Source organism: Dongia rigui (assembly GCF_034044635.1).
Taxonomy (GTDB): Bacteria; Pseudomonadota; Alphaproteobacteria; order Dongiales; family Dongiaceae; genus Dongia; species Dongia rigui.
Map to the genome: position 1 here is coordinate 530,355 of NZ_JAXCLX010000002.1, position 21,289 is coordinate 551,643.

The 21,289-nt window shown below is 61.9% G+C and carries 21 protein-coding genes and 1 riboswitch; of the genes, 6 read left to right on the plus strand and 15 right to left on the minus strand.

The genetic code is table 11. The annotated features are described in order from the left end of the window. The first annotated feature begins 109 nt into the window (after positions 1–109). Entirely contained in the window at positions 110–1,210 is a 1,101-nt protein-coding gene (locus tag SMD31_RS13955) for a TRAP transporter substrate-binding protein (protein WP_320501511.1), read from the plus strand. Positions 1,211–1,371: 161 nt separating this feature from the next. On the opposite strand, the gene SMD31_RS13960 is transcribed toward SMD31_RS13955, so the two are convergent. From SMD31_RS13960 to SMD31_RS14005, 10 genes are all read right to left on the minus strand, one after another. Continuing rightward, positions 1,372–2,799, minus strand: coding sequence for a TRAP transporter large permease (locus SMD31_RS13960; protein ID WP_320501512.1), 1,428 nt, complete (start codon positions 2,797–2,799; stop codon positions 1,372–1,374). After that, entirely contained in the window at positions 2,796–3,335 is a 540-nt protein-coding gene (locus SMD31_RS13965) for a TRAP transporter small permease subunit (RefSeq protein WP_320501513.1), read from the minus strand. The genes SMD31_RS13960 and SMD31_RS13965 overlap by 4 nt, the downstream gene beginning before the upstream one ends. Before the next feature lie 181 nt (positions 3,336–3,516). After that, the gene (locus SMD31_RS13970) at positions 3,517–4,143 is read right to left on the minus strand and encodes a LysE family translocator (protein WP_320501514.1); all 627 of its coding nucleotides are present in this window, start codon (positions 4,141–4,143) and stop codon (positions 3,517–3,519) included. A gap of 100 nt (positions 4,144–4,243) precedes the next feature. Continuing rightward, positions 4,244–5,356 carry a TRAP transporter substrate-binding protein gene (locus SMD31_RS13975; RefSeq protein ID WP_320501515.1) on the minus strand — a complete coding sequence of 371 codons (1,113 nt, stop codon included), beginning with the start codon at positions 5,354–5,356 and terminating at the stop codon, positions 4,244–4,246. Positions 5,357–5,511: 155 nt separating this feature from the next. Beyond that, on the minus strand, positions 5,512–6,240 hold the full coding sequence (locus SMD31_RS13980) for an arginyltransferase (RefSeq protein ID WP_320501516.1): 729 nt from the start codon (positions 6,238–6,240) through the stop codon (positions 5,512–5,514). Between the two features lie 56 nt (positions 6,241–6,296). After that, entirely contained in the window at positions 6,297–6,830 is a 534-nt protein-coding gene (locus SMD31_RS13985) for an RDD family protein (RefSeq protein ID WP_320501517.1), read from the minus strand. A gap of 87 nt (positions 6,831–6,917) precedes the next feature. After that, positions 6,918–7,931 carry a flagellar motor protein MotB gene (gene motB, locus SMD31_RS13990; RefSeq protein ID WP_320501518.1) on the minus strand — a complete coding sequence of 338 codons (1,014 nt, stop codon included), beginning with the start codon at positions 7,929–7,931 and terminating at the stop codon, positions 6,918–6,920. Positions 7,932–7,968: 37 nt separating this feature from the next. Beyond that, a complete protein-coding gene (motA, locus tag SMD31_RS13995) occupies positions 7,969–8,829 on the minus strand; it encodes a flagellar motor stator protein MotA (protein ID WP_320501519.1) in 861 nt (286 codons plus the stop codon). Between the two features lie 113 nt (positions 8,830–8,942). Next, positions 8,943–11,261, minus strand: coding sequence for a penicillin acylase family protein (locus SMD31_RS14000; protein ID WP_320501520.1), 2,319 nt, complete (start codon positions 11,259–11,261; stop codon positions 8,943–8,945). Between the two features lie 45 nt (positions 11,262–11,306). Further along, positions 11,307–12,479: a CaiB/BaiF CoA transferase family protein gene (locus tag SMD31_RS14005; protein WP_320501521.1), complete on the minus strand. Its 1,173-nt coding sequence runs from the start codon at positions 12,477–12,479 to the stop codon at positions 11,307–11,309. A gap of 146 nt (positions 12,480–12,625) precedes the next feature. Between SMD31_RS14005 and SMD31_RS14010 the strand changes: the two genes are divergently transcribed. Genes SMD31_RS14010 through SMD31_RS14020 form a run of 3 tightly spaced genes read left to right on the plus strand, consistent with a single transcriptional unit; the run spans position 12,626 to position 15,590 of the window. Next, positions 12,626–13,777 carry a type III PLP-dependent enzyme domain-containing protein gene (locus SMD31_RS14010; protein WP_320501522.1) on the plus strand — a complete coding sequence of 384 codons (1,152 nt, stop codon included), beginning with the start codon at positions 12,626–12,628 and terminating at the stop codon, positions 13,775–13,777. Between the two features lie 5 nt (positions 13,778–13,782). Continuing rightward, positions 13,783–14,625 carry an alpha/beta fold hydrolase gene (locus SMD31_RS14015; RefSeq protein ID WP_320501523.1) on the plus strand — a complete coding sequence of 281 codons (843 nt, stop codon included), beginning with the start codon at positions 13,783–13,785 and terminating at the stop codon, positions 14,623–14,625. Then, the gene (locus tag SMD31_RS14020; protein WP_320501524.1) at positions 14,607–15,590 is read left to right on the plus strand and encodes a YheT family hydrolase; all 984 of its coding nucleotides are present in this window, start codon (positions 14,607–14,609) and stop codon (positions 15,588–15,590) included. The genes SMD31_RS14015 and SMD31_RS14020 overlap by 19 nt, the downstream gene beginning before the upstream one ends. A 130-nt stretch (positions 15,591–15,720) precedes the next feature. Here SMD31_RS14020 and hemB read toward each other — a convergent pair whose 3' ends face one another. The 5 genes from hemB to SMD31_RS14045 all read right to left on the minus strand — a co-directional run bounded on the left by hemB (position 15,721) and on the right by SMD31_RS14045 (position 19,225). Then, positions 15,721–16,755 (minus strand): porphobilinogen synthase, encoded by a 1,035-nt coding sequence (gene hemB, locus SMD31_RS14025; protein WP_320501525.1) that lies wholly within the window; start codon positions 16,753–16,755, stop codon positions 15,721–15,723. Between the two features lie 87 nt (positions 16,756–16,842). Continuing rightward, the gene (locus SMD31_RS14030) at positions 16,843–17,061 is read right to left on the minus strand and encodes a hypothetical protein (RefSeq protein WP_320501526.1); all 219 of its coding nucleotides are present in this window, start codon (positions 17,059–17,061) and stop codon (positions 16,843–16,845) included. Between the two features lie 18 nt (positions 17,062–17,079). Then, complete coding sequence (locus SMD31_RS14035) at positions 17,080–17,298, minus strand: hypothetical protein (protein ID WP_320501527.1); 219 nt, start codon at positions 17,296–17,298, stop codon at positions 17,080–17,082. Positions 17,299–17,419: 121 nt separating this feature from the next. After that, entirely contained in the window at positions 17,420–18,733 is a 1,314-nt protein-coding gene (locus SMD31_RS14040; protein WP_407652140.1) for an O-acetylhomoserine aminocarboxypropyltransferase/cysteine synthase family protein, read from the minus strand. A 24-nt stretch (positions 18,734–18,757) separates the two neighbouring features. Then, the gene (locus tag SMD31_RS14045) at positions 18,758–19,225 is read right to left on the minus strand and encodes an OsmC family protein (RefSeq protein WP_320501528.1); all 468 of its coding nucleotides are present in this window, start codon (positions 19,223–19,225) and stop codon (positions 18,758–18,760) included. 176 nt (positions 19,226–19,401) lie between these two features. Beyond that, positions 19,402–19,477, minus strand: a riboswitch (SAM riboswitch). A gap of 93 nt (positions 19,478–19,570) precedes the next feature. On the opposite strand from SMD31_RS14045, the gene SMD31_RS14050 reads away from it, so the two are divergent. Both SMD31_RS14050 and SMD31_RS14055 read left to right on the plus strand, forming a co-directional pair. Beyond that, positions 19,571–20,596: an enoyl-CoA hydratase/isomerase family protein gene (locus SMD31_RS14050; RefSeq protein WP_320501529.1), complete on the plus strand. Its 1,026-nt coding sequence runs from the start codon at positions 19,571–19,573 to the stop codon at positions 20,594–20,596. 159 nt (positions 20,597–20,755) lie between these two features. Beyond that, positions 20,756–21,211 (plus strand): MarR family winged helix-turn-helix transcriptional regulator, encoded by a 456-nt coding sequence (locus SMD31_RS14055; protein WP_320501530.1) that lies wholly within the window; start codon positions 20,756–20,758, stop codon positions 21,209–21,211. Positions 21,212–21,289: the final 78 nt, after the last annotated feature.

Consider the following 21,289-nt stretch of genomic DNA (forward strand, 5'->3'; position numbering starts at 1 on the left):
GCAAGCGCCCAAGCGAAAATCGACTTGATGACCCGGATCCCGCCCGGCACTTGGAAACCAGGGCAGCGGGAAATCCGGCAATGATCGTCAACATTGGGAGGACCCCCTTATGCTTCGTCGCAAATTCCTCAAAAGCGCCGGTATCGGCGGTGTCGGCCTGGCCGCCAGCGCTGTTGCGGCACCGGCCATCGCGCAGAGCGCGCCTGAGGTTAAATGGCGCCTGACATCCAGTTTTCCGAAGAGCCTCGACACCATTTTTGGCGCCGCCGAGATCATCTCGAAATCGGTGGCCGAAGCAACCGATGGGAAGTTCCAGATCCAGGTTCACGCGGCCGGTGAAATCGTTCCGGGTCTGCAGGCGCTTGATGCCGTGCAGGCAGGCACCGTCGAAATGGCGCATACCTGCAGCTACTACTATGTCGGCAAGGATCCGACCTTCGCATTTGATACGGCCGTCCCCTTCGGCCTCAATGCGCGCCAGCAGAATGCCTGGTGGTACTATGGCGGTGGCCGCGAGGCGATGGCCGAGTTCTTCAATGGCTATAACGTGATTTCTCTGCCGGCCGGCAATACCGGTGTGCAGATGGGCGGCTGGTTCCGCAAGGAAATCGGCTCGCTCGCCGACCTCCAGGGCGTCAAGATGCGCATTGCTGGTATCGCCGGCAAGGTCATGGCGGCCCTGGGTGCCGTGCCGCAGCAGATCGCCGGCGGCGACATCTACCCGGCCCTTGAGAAGGGCACGATCGATGCCGCGGAATGGGTCGGCCCCTATGACGACGAGAAGCTTGGCTTCTACAAAGTCGCACCGTTCTACTACTACCCCGGCTGGTGGGAAGGCGGCCCGCAGCTCAGTGCCTATATCAACCAGCAGAAATGGGCTGAACTGCCCAAGAGCTATCAATCGATCCTGACGACCGCGGCGGCCCGCGCCAATGTCGAAACGATGGCAAAATATGATTCGCTCAATCCCAAGGCCTTGAAGCGTATCGTTGCCAATGGCACGAAGCTGAAGCCCTATCCGAAGGAAGTGATGGAGGCGGGCTACACCGCAGCCTTCAAGCTCTATGACGAGACGGCGGCCGGCAACGCGGCCTTCAAGAAGGTCTACGAGAACTGGAAGCCGTTCCGCGAGGAGCAGTATCTGTGGTTCCGCGTCGCCGAGAACAACTTCGACAACTTCGTCTACCGCATGTCGGCGAAGAAGTCTTAAGGCTGTATTGATACCGTCATCCCCGGGCCTGACCCGGGGATCCACGGATTGCCTGAAGGGCGTGGATGCCCGGGTCAGGCCCGGGCATGACGAGAACTGGATATCGAGACCGCCGGCCTCGCGAGGGGCCGGCGGTTTTTCTTTACCGGCGCATTGAGCGCTTATTCGGGTGCCGGAATCTCGATCGGCTGGTCGGTGTAGTCTCCTGGCTCCTCGACGCTCGGCACGTCGATCTGGATCTTGTCGAGATCGACATTGAGCGGCGCATCCAGCCAATACGTAACCGATTGCGGCCAGACAATGACGATGATGACGAGCAGCAGCTGCAAGCCCAGCCAGGGCAGGGCACCCCAATAGATCTCGCTCGTCTTGATATCCTTCGGTGCGATGCTGCGCAGATAGAAAAGGGCGAAGCCGAAGGGCGGGTGCATGAATGAGGTCTGCATGTTGACGCACAGCAACACGCCGAACCAGATGAGGTCGATCCCCAGCGACGTGGCAACCGGCGCCAACAGCGGAACGATGATGAAGGCGATCTCGAAGAAATCGAGGAAGAACGCCAGGAAGAAGACGAAGATATTGACGACGATGAGAAAGCCGATGGGGCCGCCGGGCAGGCCGGTCAGCATGTGTTCGATCCAGATGCCGCCGTCGACGCCTTGGAAGACCAGGCTGAAGACATTGCTGCCGATCAGGATGAAGACCACCATCGCGGTAATGCGCATGGTTGTGTCCATGCCTTCGCGCACCAGCGGCCAGGTGAGGCGGCGATGCATCGCCGCCAGAATGATAGCACCGACGGCGCCCATGGCGCCGGCTTCCGTCGGCGTCGCCAGGCCCAAAAAGATCGTACCCAGCACCAGGAAGATGAGTGCAATCGACGGTACCATGCCCCAAAGGACGCGCCGGATCAGCGGCCAGCCGGAAAGGGTGCGTGCCTCTTTCGGAAGCGGCGGCATCTTGTGCGGCTTGACGATCGAGACAACGAAGATGAAGAGCAGAAACAGCAAGGTCTGCAGGATCGATGGGCCGATGGCGCCCTTGTACATGTCGCCGACCGAACGCCCCAACTGATCGGCCAGGATCACCAGCACCAGGGATGGCGGAATGAGCTGCGTGATGGTGCCGGAGGCAGCGATGACACCCGTCGCCAGGCGCTTGTCGTAGCCATAGCGCATCATGATCGGCAGCGAGATCATGCCCATGGCAATGACCGAGGCGGCAACGGTGCCGGTGATAGCGCCAAGGATTGCGCCGACGATGATCACGGCATAAGCGAGGCCGCCCGGGACCGGGCCGAAGAGCTGGCCAGTCCCTTCCAGCAGATCCTCGGCAAGTCCGCATCGTTCTAATATCGCGCCCATGAAGGTAAAGAAGGGGATGGCAAGCAACAAGTCGTTCGACATGATGCCGAACAGGCGGAGCGGCAGGTTTTCCATGAAAACAGGGGCAAAGTACCCGTGCTCGATCGCGATGAAGCCGAAGAAGAGCCCAACGGCAGCAAGCGAGAAGGCAACCGGGAAGCCGAAAAGCATAAAGACGATGAGGCCGCCGAACATCAGCGGCGCCATGATATCGAGTGGGATCATTGCAGCGGCCGCTCGTAATGTGTGTCGATATGGATGACCCCGACCAGCGTGGCGATCCGCTTGATGAGTTCTGAAATGCCCTGCAGGCTGAGCATGCCAAATCCGAACGGCATCAGCAGCTTTACCGGCCAGCGTACAAGGCCGCCGGCATTGGCCGAAGTTTCATTCTGACCCCAGGACTGCAGGAAGAAATCCCAGCTCATGTAAGTGAGGATGATCGTGGCTGGCAGCATGAAGACCGTGAAGCCGATGATATCGATCCATAGCCGACCGCGCTCGCCTACCGACATATAGACGATATCCACGCGGACGTGCTCATTGAGCTTCAGTGTCAGGGCAGCCCCCAGCAGGAAGGATGCCGAGAATAGGTACCATTGGATTTCCAGCAGCGCGTTCGAGCTGTTGCTGAAGAGATAGCGAAAGGTCGCATTGCCGGCGCTGATCAGACAGGCCAACAGCACCGCCCAGGCCGCGACCTTGCCGAGCCCTGTGTTCAATCGATCGATGACGCGGCTGAAGATCAGCAATGCGTGCATTGCGACGCCCCCTCCCTGGAATTACTGCTGCCCTTTGGGCAGGCCGCCGATTTTGGCGGATTTTCGTTAGCCTCCAGGTCAGGCTACCTAAAGCCTTGATGGGGCGCAATCATTGCTGATCTGGCGCCATGCCCGACTTTAGTCTGGGGTCAGGTCTGTGGCCATTTTGCCACCCGGCAGCCTATCCCTGACTGGCGCGTGCCGTGGCGGTCAGGATGCCGGCGCCGATCAGCAGCGAACCGCCGACCTTGTTGGCCGTGCCGACAAGGCGCTCGTTCCGGATCGCTTGCCGGGCACGGGAGGCGACCGTCGCGTAGCCGAGCGCGTTGGCAAAGGCCAGTACCAGGAACGTACTCTCGAAGATGAGCATCTGGGTCAGGAAGTCGCCGTGCGGATCCAGGAACTGCGGCAGGAAGGCCACGAAGAAGATGATGCTCTTGGGGTTGAGCGCTGTAACCAGCCAGGCGTGCCCCAGCATCCGGATCATCGAGGCCCCATCACTCCGCGGGCTGGCATTGAGCGATCCGCCGGCGCGCCACAGCTTGATGCCGAGCCAGACCATGTATGCGGCGCCCATCCATTTGAGGATGGTGAAGATGGTGGCAGAGGCGGCGAGGAGCGCACCGAGGCCAAGCATGGACAATGTCATGGCCGTGAAGTCGCCGAGCGCCACGCCGGTCGCCATCGGTAAGGCTGCCCGCCAGCCCTGGCCCAGCGCATAGGAGATGACGAGCAGCGTTGTCGGCCCAGGGATGATCATCAGCAAGGCCGAAGCTGCGCTGAAGGCCAGCCACGTTTCCAAAGCCATCTGCCGTCTCCTCAAACTGTGTCCTGCAGTCAGCAAGCCACAGCCGGCAGGCTGCTGTCCAGCCTGCCGCCGATGGTTTTATCTTATTGATTTAATTAAACTAACCGGTCGGATAGTCAAATCCGAGGTCACGGGCGGCGAGATATCCGCCTTCGCTGACACGCGTCCAATTGAGGGTCGTCTTGCGATATTTGAGATAGGAGGCGACGATCCGCTTGGTCACGTCATCGCCATTGTCGAGGACGGACTTCACCACTTCGCTCGACGCATTGCCAAAGGCGATGAGGATTTCGCGCGAGAATTTCTTCAGCTGCACGTCGTGCTCGTTGACCAGTGTCGCCAATGCGGCGGGGCTGCGGCCGCTATATTCGGCGGCTGTCAGGCCGTTTTCGGCCATGCAGGCCGCCGCCACGATCTGCTTTAGATCGTCTGGCAAGCCAGCGAACTTACCCTTGTTGACGATGCATTCCAGGCCCGTGCCGGGTTCCTGGAAGCCGGGCCAGTAATATAACTTCGTGATCTTGTAGAGGCCGAGCGACAGGTCGTTATAGGGGCCGACCCACTCGGCGCCATCAATGGCGCCGTCCTGCAATTTGGCAAAAAGCTCGCCGCTTGCCATCGGCTGCACGTCGACGCCCAGTTTCTTCAAGGCTTCGCCGCCATAGCCGGGAATGCTGAATTTTCGGCCCTTGAGATCGGCAACCGAGTTCACTTCTTTGAGGAACCAGCCGCCCATTTGCACGCCGGTATTGCCGGCAAGGAATGGCTTCACGCCGGCTGCATCGTAGAGTTCGTCCCACAATTCCTGCCCACCGGCGAAATTGATCCAACCATTGAACTCGGTGGGGATAAGGCCGAACGGCACGGCGCTGAAGAAGCCAGCCGCCGGCATCTGGCCGATGTGATAGAGCGAGAAGTCATGCGCCATCTCGGCCGTGCCTTGTGAGACGGCGGCAAAACCCTGCAACGGGGAAACCAACTCGCCGCCAGCGAAGACCTTCACGGTCAGTCGGCCACCCGACAGCTGATTGATGCGCTCCGCCAGTCGCTCGGCGCTCGATCCCAGACCGGGCAGGCCCTTGGGCCACGCCGTCACCATCTTCCATTCGATGCGATCCTGCGCCAAGGCAGGCTTCGGGAAGGTGCTGGCCAAGGTGGCGGCACCCGCGGCTCCGGCCGTCAGGGCACCGGTCAGAAAGCGACGACGTCGCATAAGGCAATCCTCAATCTGGTCATTTTGGGTGCAGCGCCGGCTCTTTTCGGGGAAATCAGCGCGCGCCCGTCGATCTGTCTCGGGGCGGAAACTATCAGGTCACAATCGGCAAGAAAAGCCGCCTCGACCCAATGAATGGCGCGAATAAGGCCGGGTCAGGGCTCCAGGCGGAGGGGCTGCCAGCCGTCCGGACCATACCGCTCCAGCGGCTGGAAGCGTCGCTTGTAATCCATCTTCTGGCTGCCTCTGACCCAATAGCCCAGATAGAGGTAGGGGAGACCCGTCTGCCGCGCGAGCTCAATCAGGCGCAGGACAACCAGGCTGCCCAGGCTGTTGCTGGCGCGATCGGCGGCAAAGAAGCTGTAAACGGCCGAAATGCCGTCCGAACTCCAATCGGTGAGGCAGGCTGCAATCAGATTGCGCGCCCCGTCCCGGAACTCGATCATCCGGGTGTCGATCGGGCTGTCGGCGATCATGCTGGCGTAATCCTGCGGCCCCATGCCGACCATTTCCCCGTCATTATGCCGCAGGTCGAGATAGCGGCTGAACAGCTGGTACTGTTCCTGCGTGGGGTGTGCCGGGCGAATCTCGGTCACGAGATCGGCATTCCGGGCCAGCACTTTTCGCAACGAACGGGATGGATGGAAATTGGCGATGTCGATGCGTACCGGCACGCAGGCCTGGCAGCCGGCACAGGCCGGGCGGTAGGCAATCGAGTGGCTGCGACGGAAACCGGCCCGTGAAAGCAGTTCAAAGAGATCGCTCGCCTGGCTGCCGGACAGCTCGGTGATGATCTTGCGTTCCATGCGCTCAGGCAGATAGGGGCAGGGGACCTCGGTGGTCACCATGAAGCTGATCGGGAAGCTGCGACTTTGAACGCTCATAGCGGCATTTTAGGCCAATTCCGGCCAGGTTGCCAGCATCGCCCGCCTGCGGCCGGTCAGCCGGGATTCGAGCGCAGGACGACCGTCCCGACCACGATGTCGTGGAGCAGGCGAGAGCGTTGGGTAAAGAAGCCGACCGCAAGCGCCGGCAGGAAAATAGGCACGGTCGCGAAGAACATGGCGGTGGTGAGGAACGCCTGCACATGGTCCATCGGCCGGCCCTCGACGTTAACCACGCGGATACCAAAGGCGCGCATGCCAAAGGTGGCCCCTTGCATGCCCGCCAGAAGGTAGGTGCACATGGCAAGGTGAATGACCACCGGTGCGAGGACAAACGCCGGCAGGGACACCAATCCCAAGGTGCCCACCGTCGCAACGCAATTGGCCAGCCACAAGACCGTCGAGATCACGGCGACGATCATGAAATCGAACAATGCGGCACAGGACCGGCGCAGGAGGATGCCCTCGAAACGCCGGCTGTCGCTGAGATCGATCGCAGGGCGCGGGGCGAAGTCCGCGTCCGCATGATGCGGGTCACGGGCGCTTTCGAGGCGCGCCAGTTCAATCGAAGGCAGTTTGCGGTCGGTCACAGGCCATCTTTCCCGGAACAAGTCAGATGGCGATATGTGCTATCGCGTGACCAAGCGCAAGGGCAGGGCACCCGCTTCACGGGATTGTCAGTGGCTGGCTTCACCCTCGGCGCCGGACGGCGGGATGATCTCGGCTGGCGGTGCCGCGGGTTCGGCGGGCGCTGCGGAGGCCGGTGTCGGCGCCGCATTGCCCTGCTCGCTCGACGCTGGGTGAACCTCGCTCAACAGCACGATGGAAATGCGCCTGTTCTGCGGATCGCTGGGGTTTTCCTTGATAAAGGGATCGGTATCGGCGCGACCGACGACATTGCGCACATGCGCCGGGTCCACACCGTTCTGGACCAGCACGCGCCGCGCAGCATTGGCGCGATCGGATGACAGTTCCCAGTTGCTGCGGCCATCGGTCCCGACATAAGGCGTTGCGTCCGTATGACCTGAAATGGCGAGCTTGTTCGGCAAGCCTTTGACGGCCTGGGCGACAAGGCTCAGCAGCTTGCGGCTTTTCTCGGCCATGTCGGCGCTGCCGGACGAGAACATCGACTCTTTTTCCTTGTCGAGGAGCTGAATGCGCAGACCTTCCGGCGTCTGGTCGATTTGCAGATTGTCCTTGAGGCCAGAGAGGTCCGGTGACTGGTCGATGACCTGCTTGATCTGCTGCTTCACTTCCTCGAAGCGTTTTGTTTCGGCGGCCTGCAGGGCCTTTTCGGCCTGCTGCTCGTCGATTGGCTTTTCGCCCTGCGAGGTCGCGCTCGCCGCTTGCTCTTGATCTGAATTGCCGGTGCCGTCGCCGGTCTGGCCGGTTCCGTCCTCTTCGACGTCCACTTCGGCAGCCGCACCGCCGGCCGTCGTCTCCATCACCTGCGGCTGACCGTCCATGACGGCAACGGTGGTGGATGACGAGGACATGGCAAGGGTCGGGCTGAAATAGTTGCCGATCGCCTTTTTCTGCTCGTCGGTCGTGTTGCCAAGCAGCCACAGCAGCAGGAAGAAAGCCATCATCGCGGTCACGAAATCGGCATAGGCCACTTTCCAGGCGCCGCCATGATGGCCGCCGCCCGACTTCTTGATGCGCTTGATGATGATTGGTCTTTCATCCGCCATCTGGCAGACCTTTCAGCGCGTTTGGGTCGACAACAGGTTAGGGCGCCGGCAGGGCGCTGACGGCCTGTTCGACTTCGTAGAAGCTCGGCCGTTCCGTCGACCACAGGACCTTGCGGGCGAATTCCACCGACACCGCTGGGGGATAACCCTGCATATGCGCCAGCAAACCGGCCTTGATGCATTGGAAATACTTGGCATCGGCGGTGTCCGTCGCGTTCACGGAACTCGCAATCGGCGCAAAGACGCCGTAGGACATCAGAATACCGAAGAACGTACCCACGAGCGCCGCGCCGATCAGGTGGCCCAGCACTTCCGGCGGCTCGGTGATCGAACCCATGGTGTGAATGACGCCCAGCACGGCAGCGACGATACCGAGCGCCGGCATGGCATCCGCAGTATTCTGAATCGCGTGCGAGCCAACATGCAGTTCGGCATGATGGGTTTCGAGTTCTGCGTCGATCAGGGTTTCGACTTCGTTCGGGTTCTCGGTTCCCAGTGTCATCATGCGCAGATAGTCGCACAGAAATTCGACGGCATGATGATCATGCTGGAATTTCGGAAACTGGGCGAAGAGGGGGCTCTCGTCCGGCTTTTCCACATGCTGTTCCAGGGCCAGCATGCCCTTGGTCTTGGCAAGACGGAAGATCTGGTAGAGAACCGAGAGCAACTCCAGATAGTCCGGCTTCTTGTAATGCGGCCCTTTAAGGGCGCGTTTGAAACCCGCACCGACGGCCTTGAGGCCGGTCTTGGTACTGGAAATGATCAGGGCGCCGACCGCGGCGCCCAGGATGATGACGAATTCCGACGGCTGCCAAAGGACGCCGAGATGGCCGCCATGCACCGCATAGGCGCCAAAGACGCAGCCGAAGACGACGACGATACCTACGATGACCAGCATGGAATGCCGAAACCCGCCCCTCTTGATTCTGGCTCAAGATCGCCGGTTTTAGTTAACACTTGGTTTAAGAGTCGGGGCAAGGGCTTGAATTGCAGTTCAATTCGGCTGCCCGTTCATGGGGCGGTTGCGGGCTCCAGGACAAGCTGATTGACCCCGCCATCCTTCAGCCCGCGATAGGTGCCGTCGCGCCAATCGGCCAAGCCGTCGGCGAAATGGGGCGACAATGGATTGCCCGATTGGCCGCCGGCCAGCACGAACAGCGCGCCGTCGGGGTCGGCGAGGTCCATCAGGAACCGCAGGCTGGGGCCATGGACATGGGGCAGGGCGACGCCGCTGCGGGGCGGCAGCGTGGTGCCGCGATTGACCGAGAAGAAGTCGCCATCGGTCGAGAGATCGGCGGCGAGCCAGTCATTCAGAACCGGAATCTGGCTGTAGACGGGGTGCTTGAAGGGTGCGCGATGACTATCGCCCCAATGCCAACGCGCCGGATCGCGGCCATAGGCCGTCGTCAAATCGCGTCGGGTGTCGTTGAAGGCTGCGCTGAGGACATCCGTGCAGCTTTCCTTGGCCGGGCTATCCACGTTGTCGCAGGCGCGGCCATCGGCCAGCAGAAGCTCCAACCGGTCGATCTGCCAGAACCACCAATCGGCAAAATGCCCGCGCATCTCGTCGGCAAGGAGCTGCTTGGCGACACGGTCGACCCAGATCGTGGCAATCAGTGGCGCGGCGGCGTCGCGATCCATCGATCCGTCCCAATCGGCAAGGATGGCGGCCATTTCCGGATCAGCGCTCTTGGCCGCGTCCTGCCAGTGTCGCGTGAAAGCGAGCAGGGGGGCGGAGTAGTTGTCGAGCTGGATGGCCTTCAGGCGATCCAGGTTCTGTTGCGGCTCGGCGCCCAGCAACGCGCGAATGCGCTTGGCACGCGCATCGTCGGGCCAATCGGCGGTGATGAAGGGGCGATAGCCCAGGGGCCTTATATCGTTGTTGGCGGTGACGAGGAAATCGCCGCTGTCGCCGCGGAGTTGCGGCAACGATGACATGGGCAAGGTGCCCAACCAGTCATAGGCGCCGTTCCAGCCTGGTGCCGGCAAGCGGCTGTCCTCGAAAATGGCGCTGCGCTCCGGCACGCGGCCGGCGGCGATGAAGCCCGTCACCCCTTCGGCGTCGGCATAGACGATATTCTGCTGAGGGGCATGGAAATCGACCAGTGCCACTTCCAGCGCTGCCGCATCCTGCGCCTTGTTGATGCCCAGGATCGCCTCGGGCGTGCGGTCACCCGGCAGAAGCGCCGTCCAGCTCAGCGCCAGCACCGTGTCCGGCGTGCCTGGGTCGCCGCCGAGATCGGAGACAACCGGGCCGTGCCGCGTGCTGCGCACGGTGATCTCGACATCCTCGGCGCCTTTGACGCGGATCGTCTCTTGGCGGGCGGTGAAGGCCTGCGGCCCATCGGGCGTTTCATATTGATCTGCGCGGCCGGCGACCAGCTTCTCTTCGAACAGGTCCTGTGTGTCGCCATGCGTCGTCGTAAAGGTCCAGGCGACACGGCCATTGGTGCCGATCATGACGAAGGGGAGACCCGGTGCCGTGGCACCGGTCCAGGTCATATCCGGCGTCTCGATCCGTGCCAGATACCAGGTCGACGGAAGGGCCAGGCCAAGATGCGGGTCGTTGGCGATGAGCGGCTTGCCACTGGCGCTACGCTGGGCACCCACCACCCAGCTGTTCGATGCCTCGCTCAGCGGCTGGCGCCATGCTGGAACGCTGCCATCGTCATTGCTGGCGGCCCGGGGCGAGGGTGCGGTTACGAGAAGATCATAGAGATAAGCCGGCACCCCGCGCTTCAGCGAGCGGTTGCTGACCTCCGCCTGCCAGTTGTTGGAAAGATCGAGGGCCATCAACCGTCCCCAGACCAGGGAATCCGCCGGCTGCCAGGGCTCGGGGCGATAGTTCAACAGATAGAATTCCGGCGACCAGGCGCCGCTGTGATCGGTGATGAAGGCATTCACACCTGCGGCATAAGCGGTGAGCGCCGCCTTGAGTGCGGGGCTTGCCGCATTGACCTGATCCTCGGCCGAACGGTAGAGGCCAAGCGTACGCATCATCCGGTCGGTTTCCAGCGTGGTATCGCCAAGGATCTCGGACAGGCGGCCGGCGCCCAGGCGCCGCATGCCATCCATCTGGAACAGGCGATCCTGGGCATGCACGAAGCCCAGGGCGAAATAGGCGTCGTTGCTGGATTGCGCGCTGATCGTGGGAATGCCGCGGTCGTCGCGGGTGATCGACACGGCGGCCTTGATGCCCTTCAGCGTGATCTCGCCATCGATCTGCGGCAATCCGCTGCGGAGATAAAGATATCCACCCACCGGCATGACGACGAGCAGGCACAAGATGCCGCCGATGATGCGCAAGGCCCAGCGCAACGTTTTTGACATACTTTCTTTATCCCCATGCGCGATGACGGGGCGACCTTAGCGTCTTCAGGGGAAATCGGCCAGGATGCGTGCGCGGTCCTGATCGAGTTCCGGTGCTGCCGGCCGCGTTGCCGGTGTCGCAAAGCCGGAGAACTTGATCGGCGAGCCAGCCACCGCCAGGGGGGCGACACTTTCATCCGCCACGGGCAGAACGATCTGCCGGTGCTGAACCTGTGGGTCATGGATCGCCTGCGCCACGTCATTGATCGGCGCCGACGGGATGCCGGTGCGGTTGAACAGCTCCAGCCAATGCGCCGAGGGCTTTTCGGTCAGGAAGGCCTCGAGTGCCGCCTTCAGCGCCACGACATTCTCCGATCGCTTCGCATTGGTGGCAAAGCGCGGATCGTCGGCCAGATGCGGATGCTCGATGACCCCGCAAAAGGTGCGGAACAGGGAATCGTTGCCGCAGGCGATGACGACATGGCTGTCCTGCGTACGGTAGGCTTCGAAGGGGGCAATCGACGGATGGCGGGCGCCCAGGGGTTTGGGCGCCTTGCCGGTCGAGTAATAGCGGGCGATCGCGTTCTCGAGCAGCGCCAACTGGCTGTCCAGCATCGCCACATCGACAGTGATGCCTTCGCCCGAACGATTGCGGTGATGGAGCGCCGACACGATGCCAAGGGCCGTGAAGAGACCCGCCCCGAGATCACCGATCGAGGCGCCGACGCGCGTGGGTTCGCTGCCCTCATGGCCGGTGATGCTCATGATGCCGCCCATGGCCTGGGCGATGATGTCATAGGCTGGGCGGTCGGCGTAGGGTCCGGTCTGCCCGAAACCGGAGGTGGAGGCGAAGATGAGTTGCGGATAGCGCTTCTTCATTTCCTCCGGCCCGAAGCCGAGGCGCGCCATGGTGCCTGGGCGGAAATTCTCGATCAGGACGTCGGCGCGCTTCAACAGGCGATGCAGAATGGCCTGGTCGCCTTCGTTTTTGAGGTCGAGCGCAATCGATTCCTTGCCACGATTCTGGGCGATGAAATACCCCGACTTGCCGTTGATGAAGGGGCCATAGGCACGGGAATCATCCCCGCCCTTGGGATTTTCCACCTTGATGACACGGGCGCCGAGATCGGCCAGCAGCATGGTGCAAAAAGGGCCGGCCAGCACGCGAGTGAGGTCGACCACAATAATTCCGGCCAGCGGTCCCTCGACGGGTGCAGCACTTGCGCCACTTTGCGCCATGTTCTCTTTCCCCCTGATATTCCCAGCTGTCATTAATATGACTTGTTCATTAGGCATTTAGATAGCTGATCCCAGGGGCGGGTGACAACACCGGGGCTATGGGTTAGAAGCCAGAAAAGTGCGGAATTCAGCCTCGGGAGTGCGTTATGGCCAAGGAATTCGACAGCGTGCGCAGCATGATCGAGGCGCTCAAACCCAGCTATCCCGTCTATTGCCTGCGGCCGGATATCATCAACCAGGCCGCCGGGCGCTTCCTGGAGCAGTTCCCGGGGCGCGTGCTCTATGCCGTGAAATGCAACCCGCATCCCGACGTGCTGCGCGCGTTGCACAAGGGCGGCATCCGCCATTTCGATACGGCGTCCTTGCCAGAGATCGCGCAGGTGCGCGAGAGCTTCCCTGATGCTGCCTGCTATTTCATGCATCCGGTGAAGGGGCGTGCCGTCATCGGCACAGCCGCCAAGGTCTATGAGATCGACACCTACATCGTCGACCATCCCAGCGAACTGAATAAGATCTTGCAGGAGCTTGGCGGTGCCGAGGGCCTCACCATCTATGTGCGCCTGAAGACGCCGCCGGTCGATGGTGCCTTCTATCACCTGGCCTCCAAGTTCGGTGCCGATGTCGATGACGCCGCGGCGATGCTGCGCGACGCGGCGTCGCGCGGCTGCCGCGTCGGTCTTGCCTTCCATGTCGGCTCGCAATGCCTGGTGCCCGGCGCCTATGGCGAGGCGTTGAAGATCGTTGGCGATGTCTTGGAGAAAGCCAAGGTCGATATCGTCGGGCTTGATGTCGGCGGTGGCTTCCCCGCGGAGTATCTCGGCACGAACATGCCGCCTTTCGAAGATTTCATCCGCGAGATCGAAGAGGGTGTTAAAAAATTGAAGCTGCGCCGCGATTGCGTGCTGATGTGCGAACCCGGCCGTGCGCTGGTCGCCCACGCCATTTCGGTGGTGACGCAGGTGCAGCTCCGGAAGGATGACCAGCTCTATATCAATGACGGTGTCTATGGTTCGCTGTCCGAAACCGTCGATGCCGGTGTCAAGCTGCCGGCACGCGCGCATCGCCTGAATGGCGCGCTGACGGGGGCGCCCAAGGATTTCATCCTCAACGGCCCGACCTGCGACTCACTTGATGTGCTGCCCTCGACCTTCTCGCTGCCGTCGGATATCGACGAAGGCGATTGGATCGAGATCGACCGTGTCGGCGCTTATTCGAGTGCGCTCGCCACACGCTTCAACGGCTTCACGCCGGAGACATTGGTGGTCGTCCATGATCAGGCGATCGGGTCCGTGCGCTGATGGTGATGCGGCAGAAATCGTTCCTGGGGCTGAGCCCCGCGGGTTTCCACAACATCGCCTACACCGAATGGGGCGACCCGACGGCCTCCCGCACGATCGTCTGCTGCCATGGCCTCACGCGGAACGGGCGCGATTTCGATGCGCTGGCGACGCGCCTGGCCAAGCATGCGCGCGTGATCTGTCCGGATATCGTCGGTCGCGGCCGCAGCGACTGGCTGCGCGACGCGGCGCATTACGCCTATCCGCAATACTGCGCCGACATGAATGCGCTGATCGCACGCCTCGACATTTCTGAACTCGACTGGGTCGGCACCTCCATGGGCGGTCTCATCGGCATGACCTTGGCGGCGCAAGTGGGAACACCGATCCGGCGCCTGGTGGTCAATGATGTCGGACCTTTCGTGCCCAAGACCGCACTGCTGCGCATCTCAGACTATGTCGGCCTCGATAATCGGTTCTCATCGCTCAAGGCAGTCGAGACTCATCTGCGCAAAGTGCTGGCGCCGTTCGGACCTTTGACCGATGCGCAATGGCAGCATCTGGTCGCACACGGCCATCGGCAGCGGTCCGACGGCACCTTTGGCCTGGCATATGATCCGGCGATCGCCATCAACGTAAAGATGGCTGTCCAGGACTGGGACCTGTGGCCCGTCTGGGACCGTATCAACGTGCCGACCTTGGTATTGCGTGGGGCGGAGTCCGATCTGCTGCTGCCGCAGACGGCCGAAGAAATGACGCAGCGCGGCCCGCGCGCAAAGCTCGTGACCTGGCCCGGCATGGGGCACGCGCCGGCGCTGATGGCGCCCGACCAGATAGGCCTGATCGAGGAATGGCTGACGGCGAACTGAGGATATTGCAGAAAATCGAGCTGCCGCCTTTCCGGCCCTTGCGGCTGTGGCGGGGCGGCGACCTGCAGACATTGCGCAACTGGCTGCGCCCGCCCAAGGACACGCTCGATCAATGGCCGGGCGAGGGACATATCTTCAACTGCCATGACGGCAGTGGTGATCGTCTCATCGCCAAACTCCACCGACCCGGCCATCCTGGCCGGCGACCCTTGGTGCTGTTGATCCACGGCTTGTCGGGCAGCGAGGACAGCTATTACTGCCGCGTCACCGCAGGGCATTTGCTGGCGGCCGGCTATCCGGTGATGCGCCTCAATCTGCGTGGTGCCGGGCCGGGCCGCGACTTTGCCAAGACGACCTATCACGCCGGGCGCAGCGAAGACATCGCATCGGTCATCCTCGATCTTGACGTGAAGCTGAAGCGCCACGGCGTTGTCGCCATCGGTTATTCGCTGGGTGGCAATGTCCTGTTGAAATATCTGAGCGAGATTGGCGCCAATGCCGACCTGCTGGGTGCCGTCACGATCTCGGCGCCGATCGACCTGCGGGCGACGGCGCACTGCATCACGTCCAAGCGCAACCGGCTCTATCACGCCCATCTCATCGATGGCATGCGCCAGGAGCGCGGCCACGATGCCAAGGATATCCGCACCATCACCGAATTCGACAACCGCATCGTGGCGCCGGAGGCCGGCTATCGCGACGCGCAGGAATACTATGCCGATTGCTCAGCGGCACCGCGTCTCGGCAGCATCCGCGTGCCGACGCTGGTCATTCACGCGTCGGACGATCCGTGGATACCCGTCACCTGCTACGGCCAGGTGCGCTGGGACGACAACCCCTATCTGCAACTGAAGCTGCCCGTTTCGGGTGGCCATGTGGGCTTCCACGGCATCGGCCTCGATCGCCCCTGGTACGACATGGCGATCCTGCGCTTCCTCGATGTCCTGCGTCACAAGGCGCATTGACATCGCGCGCTTCTCCGAAGGAGGCACTCAAGTGGCACTCGAAGCCAAAAGGGAGATGCCCGGCGTCCTGCCTTCGTCATCCCCGGGTCAAGCCCGGGCATGACGGATATAATATTTGCGCCAGGCGTCACTACGCCTTCGCCAGCTTCTCCGCCACTTCGATGGCGCTGTAAGTGAGGATGCCGTCCGCCCCAGCACGCTTGAAGCAGAGCAGGCTTTCCATCACGACGCGGTCATTGTCGAGCCAGCCGTTCTGCGCCGCGGCCTTGATCATCGCGTATTCGCCAGAGACCTGATAGGCGAAGGTCGGTAGCTTGAAGGCTTCCTTCACGCGCCAGACGATGTCGAGATATGGGAGGCCGGGTTTCACCATCAGCATGTCGGCGCCTTCCGCGACATCAAGCGCGCATTCGCGCACGGCCTCGTCGCCATTGCCGCTGTCCATCTGGTAGGTGCGCTTGTCACCCTTGCCGAGCGAGGATTTGGAGCCGACCGCATCGCGGAACGGACCATAGAAGCCGCTCGCATATTTTGCGGCATACGACATGATCTTCACGCGTTCGAAGCCGGCGGCGTCGAGGGCGTCGCGGATGCGGCCGATGCGGCCATCCATCATGTCGGAAGGGGCTGCGATATCGACGCCGGCCTCGGCCTGCGCCAAGGTCTGGCGAATGAGAACCGCGATCGTTTCGTCATTGAGGATGACGTCGTTCTGCATCAGCCCGTCATGGCCGTGATCGGTATAGGGATCGAGCGCCACATCGCAGATGACGCCGATTTCCGGCACGGCTTTTTTAAGCGCCTTCACCGCACGGTTGCACAGATTGTCGGCGCGGAAGGCCTCCTCCGCGCCGGCCGATTTCTTCTCTCGCGGGACGACCGGAAAGAGGGCGAGGGCGGGGATGCCGAGCTTGGCCGCCTTTTCGGCGGCCTTGAGGAGCGCTGGGATGGTGAGGCGATCGACGCCCGGCATGGAGGGGACAGCCTCACGGGCCGGACCGCCTTCCTTGACGAAAACCGGCCAGATCAGGTCGTTGACCGTCAGCGCATTCTCGGCCACCAATCGGCGCGACCAATCCTCCTGGCGCGTGCGCCGCAGGCGAATACGCGGAAACTGGCCGAAAGGCTGACGCTTGGCGTGACGGTCATGGCTGTGCTCGGTCATGGCTGGCTCGATCGGTAGGGGATACCGTCCGATACAACGCCCCAGCCTCAAGCGCAATGGACGACACGCCGCAGAGCCGACGGCAGGCTAGGCGCGCTGCAATCGGTCGCGGATGAGTGAGAAGCCGGTCTTGGCGATATCCGCCTCTATCTGCGCCATGGGCTTGCCCAGCGCCACGATCAGGCGCTCAGGGGCGGCTTCCTTCTGGATCTTCCACTTGTCCCGCCGGGCATCGAAGCTAGTAGGCGGGGTCGATGCGGGAAAGACCATGTATTCGGCGCTCCGCCGGTAGATGTCGTAAAGCATATTCACTCCTGCGCCCGATCAGGTCTGGCGGGCGACGTGTTTGACCGGCACCGTCGTCATGCCGTTTTGCGAGATTTCCCGGTCGATTTGGCTGATGGGCTTCGTCCCATTGGCCAGAACATCTCCGTTGACCCCGATATGCAGCCTTTTCCAGCTGGTAAGGTTCATTTCGGTCGGTTGTTTGCCGGTTTCGAACACCAGCATCAGGTTGTCGCGGCGATAGATGTCGTAGCGCATGATCGCACCCCATGGGTTGATCGCGCATATAGGGCCTAAAGCCCGCAAGTAGCGAGTCTATTCGGTTGGCCTGCAAATGCCTGGACCGGCCAGGAGGCCGGTCCAGGTGCCGACTTTGGGCTTATTCGGCCGCCTTCGCTGTGCCGTTTGCCACGTCGAGGGCCTGGGCGATATCGGCGAGGATGTCGTCGATATGCTCAATGCCGATCGAGAGGCGGACATAGGAATCGGACACACCACTCGAAAGCTGCTCTTCGGGCGAGAGCTGCGAGTGTGTGGTCGAGGCCGGATGGATCGCCAGGCTCCGCGCATCGCCGATATTGGCGACGTGGTAGAGCAGCTTCAGTGAGTCGATGAAGCGGCGGCCGGCATCGAGGCCGCCCTTGATCTCGAAGCCGACGAGGGCACCGTAGCCGCCCTTGAGATAGGTGTCGGCGCGGCGCTTGTCCTCGCCGGTGGCAAGGCTCGGATGGATGACTTTGGTCACCGCCGGATGGCTGTTGAGATAATCCGTCACCGCCTGCGCGTTCTTCACATGCTCGCGCATGCGCAAGGGCAGGGTCTCCAGCCCTTGAATGAACATGAAGGCATTGAACGGGCTCATCGCCGAGCCAAGATCACGCAGCAAGGTGACGCGCGCCTTGATGATATAGGCGATGGGGCCCAAGGGCTTCACGGCCTGGGTCCAGACGGCGCCGTGATAGGAGGGGTCCGGCTGGTTGAGGCCGGGGAAGCGCGCGGCATTGGCTTCCCAGTCGAAATTGCCGCCATCAATGATGGCGCCGCCGATCGAGGTGCCGTGACCGCCAATATATTTCGTGGTCGAATAGACGACGATGGCCGCACCATGATCGAAGGGGCGGCTGAGGATCGGGGCTGCCGTGTTGTCCATAATGAGCGGCACGCCCAGCTTGCGGCCGATATCGGCGACTTCCTTGATGGGGAAGACGCGCAGCTTCGGGTTGGGCAGCGTCTCGGCATAATAGGCGCGGGTCTTGGCATCCGTCGCCTTGGCGAAGGCCTCCGGGTCCTTCGGATCGACGAAGCGCACCTCAATGCCCTGGTCTTTGAGCGTGTTGGCGAAAAGGTTCCAGGTGCCGCCATAGAGATCGGTCGAGGAGACGATGTTGTCGCCGGCTTTGGCGATGTTCTGGATCGCGAAGGCCGAGGCGGCCTGGCCGGATGAGACTGCGAGTGCTGCGACGCCGCCCTCGAGTGCGGCAAGGCGCTCTTCGAGCACCGCCGTGGTCGGGTTCATGATGCGGGTATAGATATTGCCGAAGCGCTTGAGGCCGAAGAGGTCGGCTGCATGGGCGCTGTCGTCGAACTGGTAGGATGTCGTCTGATAGATCGGCACGGCAACCGAGTTGGTCGCCGCGTCGCGGCGATGGCCGGCGTGGAGCACGATCGTTTCAGGGTGTTTGCTGGCGGTCATTATACTTCTCCCAAGTGTATTTTTTCAGGCGGCGAGTGGATTACTGTCCCGCAGGTTTATGGAAATCTCAAGTCGCGTGGGTGTTGCGTGGCGTAGCAGATCCAGGATCGGATCGTGTCTCTCGATCGTGATACGCAGGCGCTCCAGGTCGTAGATGTCTGCGCTGCTGGTCAGGCGTGCTTCCGCACGTACATGACTTGGACCGGCCCGCACACCATCGTCTGCCGCAGCAATACCGTTAAGATCGAGGCCCGCTTCGACCCGGATCTCGACATCGGTGAGGGGGATGTCGAGCGCCGCGGCAAAACGCCGATAGGTGGCGGCAAGGCTGCCGGCCAGTGCTTCCAGCACCCGCTGCACGTGGTCGACCTCCGGCCGGGCGGTTTGGGTGGCGGTCCCGGCACGCGCCTTCAGGGTGATCTGCGCGCGCGCGGGTTCGCGGCGGATCTCGTCCTGCAGGCGGTGACGGGTGGTGTCAGTTTCGGTCGTCATCGCAATGGTCCCTCCAAGGGTTACTGTTCCGCCTGGGGCCATGGCATCGAAGCGCTTTAGCTTTTGGTGACGCGGTGCAAGCTGCCCCTCAAATGCCGCGGGTCCGTTTGCGGTGGACCAAGCCAAAAAAACAAAACCCGCCGCGTCATCGACGGGCGGGCAGCTAAAACGAGATTTCCTTTACGGAACCGCGCTTTAGCTGCATTTTTAACGCGCCCGCAAGCTGAGCTTCAAATCGGCGCGGGCGGAGAATGGTCCTGATCGGGCGTTGATGTCAAGGCGGCTTGACGCCGTCCGCCGCATGTCCGATGAAACCCGCCCGATCAAATTCCAGGCTTCCCCGCAATGAGCACATTTCAAGACGTCCTCTTTTCCATCGAGAATGGCCATGGCCGCATCGTGCTGAACCGGCCGCAGGCATTGAATGCCCTGACGCTGGAGATGATCGATGCCATGACGGCCCAGCTTGCTGCCTGGGAAATGCGGGCCGACATCAAGGCCATCATCATCACCGGCGCCGGCGACAAGGCGTTCTGTGCCGGCGGCGACGTGAAGGCCGTGCGCGAAGCCAAGCTGCGTGGCGATATGGGCTTGCTCGAGGATTTCTATCGGCGCGAATACACGCTCAACTATCGACTGGCGACCTATAAGAAACCGATCATCGCGGTGATGGATGGGATCGTCATGGGGGGTGGCGCCGGGATCGCCCTCAACTGCTCGCACCCAGTCGTGACGCATAAGACCGTCTTTGCCATGCCGGAATGCCGCATCGGCCTTTTTCCCGATGTCGGCGCGGCGCATTTCCTCAACCGCGCTTCACCGGCGGTGGCTCAGATCCTCGCGCTGATCGGCCTTGCTTTGCGTGGGCCTGGCGTGGTGCGGGTCGGCCTGACCAAGTACTTTATCGGTAGCGGTCGGGTGGGGGAGATTGCGATCGACAAGCTCGATGACCTACGTCTACCGGTCGAAACCGCCGGTATCGAGCAGATGCTGCCCAATATCGAGGCCGTCTTCGGTTTGAAGACCCTGGACGAGATCATGACGGTGCTCGGCGCCCGGCGCGATGTCTGGGCGGTCGAAACCCTGAAGGCCCTCAAAAGCCATTCGCCGACCAGCCTGCGGGTCACTTTCGCCCACATCGCCAATTCGCGCGGCAAGGATTTGGCCGAGGTCTTGAAGACAGACTTCCGCCTGGTGCAGCATTTCATGGTGGCGCCAGACTTTTTTGAAGGCGTCCGGGCCCAGTTGGTCGACAAGGACGGGGCGCCGAAATGGCAGCCGGCGGACCTTGGCAGTGTTTCCGCGGCGACCGTAGAGGCCTATTTCGACCCCATGCCGGGCGTTAAAGATTGGGTGGCCCCCGGCCGGTGAAGGCGGGCAGGGCCTACCTAAGCGCCCGGCAGGATGCGAAAATGTATGTATAGGGTGTGACCGGACTGGCGTCTGATTAACCATTGCTTTACGATGGGTAGCTAGCTTGAAACCGACTCGCGACCATTGTTGGGCGCGCTGCGCTACTGGGGATTAGCGGTGAAAAAAGCTTATTTGGAAACGATCGCGCTGGTTGAGCGCCTGCATCGCGAATGTCTTGAAGTGATCAAGGCGGATCTTGATCGACAGGGCATCCGGGATCTCAACAACGTCCAGGCCATGATCCTGTTCAATATCGGCAGCGATGTGCTGTCCGTTGGCGAACTGACCAACCGGGGCTATTACCTGGGTTCAAACGTCTCCTACAACGTGAAGAAGATGGTCGAGAACGGCTATCTTATTCAGGAGCGTTCGCCCCATGACCGCCGCGCGGTTCATGTGAAATTGTCGGAAAAGGCCCTGGCCGTCGTGCAGAAGATGCACGAGATGTACGACAAGCACTTGAACGCCCTTAACAGCGAGACTTTCAAGGACGGCGAGTTGGACGGGGTCAATCTGACCCTGCGCCGCCTCGAGCGTTTCTGGGCCGCCTCGATGGATTACGCGCCGCGCTAAGCGGCGTTTTACCGGTTCAGGAAGACGGCGCGGCCACCCAGGTGGTCCGCGCCGCTTCTGTTTTTGCCAGCGATCGAC